Annotated in this window: 5 protein-coding genes; 3 read left to right on the top strand and 2 right to left on the bottom strand. The window is 70.1% G+C overall.

Going from position 1 to position 4,441, the window contains the following annotated elements; all coding sequences use genetic code 11:
• A partial coding sequence (locus VGH85_00700) for an NAD(P)H-binding protein (protein ID HEY2172310.1) occupies positions 1–487 on the bottom strand: 487 nt, incomplete at its 3' end.
• A 79-nt stretch (positions 488–566) separates the two neighbouring features.
• On the opposite strand from VGH85_00700, the gene VGH85_00695 reads away from it, so the two are divergent.
• Positions 567–1,361 (top strand): methyltransferase domain-containing protein, encoded by a 795-nt coding sequence (locus VGH85_00695; GenBank protein HEY2172309.1) that lies wholly within the window; start codon positions 567–569, stop codon positions 1,359–1,361.
• Between the two features lie 9 nt (positions 1,362–1,370).
• Here VGH85_00695 and VGH85_00690 read toward each other — a convergent pair whose 3' ends face one another.
• Entirely contained in the window at positions 1,371–2,321 is a 951-nt protein-coding gene (locus VGH85_00690; GenBank protein HEY2172308.1) for an aquaporin, read from the bottom strand.
• Positions 2,322–2,438: 117 nt separating this feature from the next.
• On the opposite strand from VGH85_00690, the gene VGH85_00685 reads away from it, so the two are divergent.
• Positions 2,439–2,852, top strand: a complete 414-nt coding sequence (locus tag VGH85_00685) for a GNAT family N-acetyltransferase (protein ID HEY2172307.1) — start codon at positions 2,439–2,441, stop codon at positions 2,850–2,852.
• A gap of 97 nt (positions 2,853–2,949) precedes the next feature.
• Complete coding sequence (locus tag VGH85_00680; protein ID HEY2172306.1) at positions 2,950–4,323, top strand: DUF222 domain-containing protein; 1,374 nt, start codon at positions 2,950–2,952, stop codon at positions 4,321–4,323.
• Positions 4,324–4,441 lie beyond the last annotated feature (118 nt).

Below are 4,441 nucleotides of genomic sequence, written 5' to 3'. Positions count from 1 at the left end.
GTTCGGTCAGATACCGCAGCATCTCGAAGCTGGCCGACCCCGATCCGATGATCACCGCCGCCTGCAGTACGACGGTCGGTACCTCGCCGTCGAGCAGGATCTGTCCCACCTCGGTGCGCGACGCGAGGTGCGCCGAGAGCTCCACCCCGGCCGGATGCAGGCCGCCCAGATAGACGATCCGGGAAACCCCCGCAGCGGCCGCGGCGTCGGCCACGGTCCGCGCAGCACGGCGGTCGATGTCGGCGAAGTCCCGCTGCGTCAGCGAATGCACGAGGAAGTACACGACGTCCTGCCCGTCGACCGCCGTCGCGACGGCGGCCGGATCGAGGACGTCGGCGGACACCTCTTCGACGCGGTCGCGCCAGGGCACGCCCGAAAGCTTGTCCAGGTGACGCGCGACAACCCGCACCTGGTGACCCGCGTCGAGCAGGTCCGGCACGAGGCGGCCGCCGATGTAACCCGTCGCGCCGAAGACCACACATCGCATCGGCCCATCCTCCGTTGTCCGCGACCGGTCCGCAGCGACTTACGGCGTGTCGAGGCGGGCCTCGCCGTAACCTCGACCCGTGGAGCGGTACGTCATTCGCGGCGGAAAGCGGGGATACGAGCGGCTTCAGTTGCTCGCCCGGGCACGGATGCCCGACACGCGGGACCTCTTCGACCGGGTGGGCATCACCCCCGGCTGGCGCTGTCTCGACCTCGGCTGCGGCAGCGGCGATGTCACCTTCGAAATCGCCCGTCGGACCGGCCCGGACGGACACGTGACCGGGATCGACATGGATGCGACGAAGCTCGAGCTCGCCCGCAGCGCTGCGGCGGGTCTCGGCCTGACCCAGGTCGAATTCCGTTCGTCGGACGTGAGCGCCTGGCACGAGCGGGACGCCTACGACATGGTCTACAGCCGCTTCCTGCTCCAGCACCTGCAAGATCCGGTCGACCTGCTACGCCGCATGTGGGCGGCGCTGCGACCGGGTGGTGCCCTGGTCGTCGAAGACGCGGATTTCGACGGCCTCTTCTGCCATCCGCCGAACGACGCGTTCGACTTCTACGCGGACAACTACCGGCGCGTGCTCGCTCTCAACGGCGGCGATCCTGCGATCGGCCGCAAGCTGTACGGGTACTTCGGCGCCGCGGGAATCTCCCGGCCGGAGCTGAACCTGGTGCAAAGCGTCTACGCCGCCGGGGAAGGTAAGACGTTGGCGTTTTCGACCCTCGAGGCGACCGCCGATTCCCTCCTCGAGGCGAGGCTTGCAACTCCGGACGTGATCAGTGCGGCTCTCGCGAGCCTGGCCCGCTTCACCGAGGATCCGGACACCATCGTCGGAGACCCTCGTATCTTCCAGGTGTGGTGCCGTCGCTGATCTGACCCCCTAGGAATCCGGGGTCGACGCGGCCGGCGGGGTTGGGGGCGCCGGATCGGCCTTCTTGCCGTTGCCGGCCTTCTTGCCGTTGGTCGGGCTGGGGAACCACCGCGACAACGTCCCCTGCGCCGCGGCCTCTCCACTCTGCCCGCCGCCGGCCCCGCGGAGGAAGTTCGCGAAGACGACGGCGACTAATGCGCCCGCGATCGGTCCGACCAGATAGGCCCACCAGGACGTCCAGTCGCCGAGGACGAGCGCCGGTCCCAGCGAACGGGCGGTGTTCATCGAGGCACCACTGACCGGCGACCCCCACAGCCCGGCGAGCGCTATGTAGCTGCCGACACCGACAGCGGCGATGGGCCCCACCTGCTGGGCGCCGGACGCGGTGCCGAGGATGGTGCTCACGAGGCCGGCGGTCAGGATGATTTCCCACACCAGCGCCGTACCGGTGGAGATGCCGTGCCCTGGAAGGGTGAGGCCCGCCGCGCCCTGCTTGCCGATCAGCGCGCGCAGCACAAGGGTGGCCAAGATGGCCCCCACGAATTGGGCGACGAGGTAGGCCGGAACGCGCTTCCACGGGAAGTCGCCTCGAAGGGCGAACGCGATGCTGACTCCGGGGTTGAGGTGTGCTCCGGAAACCGCTCCCATGAACAGGATGATCGCGGTCACCATCAGCGCGGGTGCCACGACCAGCGCCGTATAGGGAACCGCGCTGCCGCCGAAGCGGGCACTGACCATGCCGCCGCCGACCGCCACGAGCACCAGGAAGAAGGTGCCGAGGAGTTCGGAAAAGAGCCGACGGGCCTCGTACCGGTCGTCCCAGAAGTCGAACTCGCGCTTCACCGAGTTCGGCGTACCCATCGAGCGAAGGGTGAGCGCACTGGCCTCGAGCCGCGGGTCCGGTGCCGCCCCCGGGTCCGGTGCCGCCCCCGGGCGCGGCCGTGTGGTGTCGGTGGTCATGGTCGTCCTTCCCCGCGGTCGCATTCGCGCGCGACCGTCTCTGCCAGGCTCCCCGTCCTACGGCGCGGATGGATCACCCAGGAGGGGTGAGGCTTGACCGGGATGAGACGGTGAGCCGTGGCCGAAATCATCCTGTCCGAGCGGATCGACGACGTCGACTGGGCGGCGCTCAAGGCGGCGCTTGCCGCGGACCAATTCGACAACGGGCGTACGCCGGAGGAGTACCGGCGCTCGCACGAAAACTCTCACGCCGTCGCCTTCGGCCGCTGCGACGGCGAATACGTCGCCAACGGCCGCATCCTCAGCGACGGCGTATGCAACGCGTATCTGGTCGACGTCTGGACCGCGTCGGCACATCGTCGTCGGGGGATCGGTCGAGAGGTGGTGGAGCGGCTCGTCGCCACCGTTCCCGGCCAACACGTCGCGATCTTCACGCCTGACATGCAGAAGTTCTATTCGACCCTCGGCTTCGAGCCGGAAGAAACCGGCATGAGCCGAGTGGTGGGGACGTGGCTCGGACGCTCCACCTAGGTGCCACGGCACGCTGTCGTAGGGTGACGGAAAGTTCTTGTGTGGCAGGGGTTTCCGGGCTCGGGGAATTGTCGGTGGGTCGGTTTATGGTGTGGTCATGGTCAGCAGTTCGGGTCCCGGTGGACACCCGGTGTGGGACGCGGTCAGGTCTCTGACTGCGGCGGTCGACGGGCTCGCGGGTTCCGCGTTGTGGCGGTGCGGGGATGAGGAGCTGCTCGACCTGCAGCAGGTGCTGGAGACGGCGGCACGCAGGTTGTCGGCGGCGTCGTTGCGGCTGGTCGCCGAAGTCGACGACCGCCGGCTGGCCACGGCTCGTGGGGCGGCGTCGACGGCGGCGTTGCTGCGGCAGCTGTTGAACATTTCCGCGGGTGAGGCGGGGTGGCGGGTGACGGCGGCGGAGAAGCTGTTGGACCGGGTCGGCCCGTCCGGAGAAACGGTGCCCGCGGCGTTGCCGGTGACGGGGGCGGCGTTGGCGGAGGGGTCGATCGAGGCGGGTCAGGCCCGGTTGATCTGCGAGACGATCCGCCGCCTCCCCGCCCGGGTCGACACTCGCACCCGCGAACACGCGGAAGCGTTCCTGGCCGCCCAAGCCCGCGACGTCGATACGACCACGCTGGGGAAGATCGCCCGCCGGATGGTCGCCACCCTGGACCCGGACGGCGCCGCGCTCGATGACGAGGACGCCGTCCGGGCCCGGGAACTGTCGCTGAGCCGGGACCAGGACGGCATGACGATGATCCGCGGCCGCCTGGATGCGGAGGGGGCGGCGGTGCTGCGCACCGCGCTGGACCCGTTCACCGGCCCGGCACCGTCCACCGCAGAAGGGCCGGATCCGCGTTCCCCGGCCCGGCGGCAGGCCGACGGGCTGATCGAGTTGGCCCGCCGGGCTCTCACCGCCGGAGACCTCCCCGAGACGGGTGGGCAACGGCCGCAGGTCACGATCACCCTCGACTGGGAAAGTCTCCAAAAGCAGCTGGGCACCGCCGAGCTGGGCTGGGGCGGGCCGGTCACCGCCGCGACCGCCCGCCGCATCGCCTGCGACGCCCAACTCATCCCCGTGCTGCTCGGCGGCGCCGGCCAACCCCTGGACGTCGGCCGGGCCAGTCACACCATCCCGGTCGGCATCCGCCGCGCCCTGGTGGCCCGGGACCGGGGCTGTGCGTTCCCCGGCTGCGACCGACCCGCCGCCTGGTGCGACGGACACCACATCCACCACTGGGCCGACGGCGGACCCACCGCCATCACCAACCTGGTGCTGCTGTGCGGGCACCACCACCGCACCATCCACCACCACGGCTGGCAGGCCCGCATCGTCGACGGCTTACCGGAGTTCCTGCCCCCACCCTGGATCGACCCCACCCAGACACCACGCCGCAACCGGCTGCACCACCTCCCCGCCATGCCCGACCCACCCGACCGCCCCGACCCGCCGGACACTGCGCGGCGACCACTCGAGTTGGTCACCAGATGAACGGACGGTGCGACATCGTGTGCGCTATGCGAGTACAACGTCCGATGATGGCCACGACCTCGGACCACCGCAGCACGGCCGCGCGACATCGTGCGCGCTACTCGCATAATCCGGGGCC

This window comes from Mycobacteriales bacterium, assembly GCA_036497565.1.
GTDB lineage: Bacteria > Actinomycetota > Actinomycetes > Mycobacteriales > QHCD01 > DASXJE01.
The sequence above is the reverse complement of the archived record's forward strand: the minus strand, read 5'-3'. Positions and strand labels throughout refer to the sequence as shown.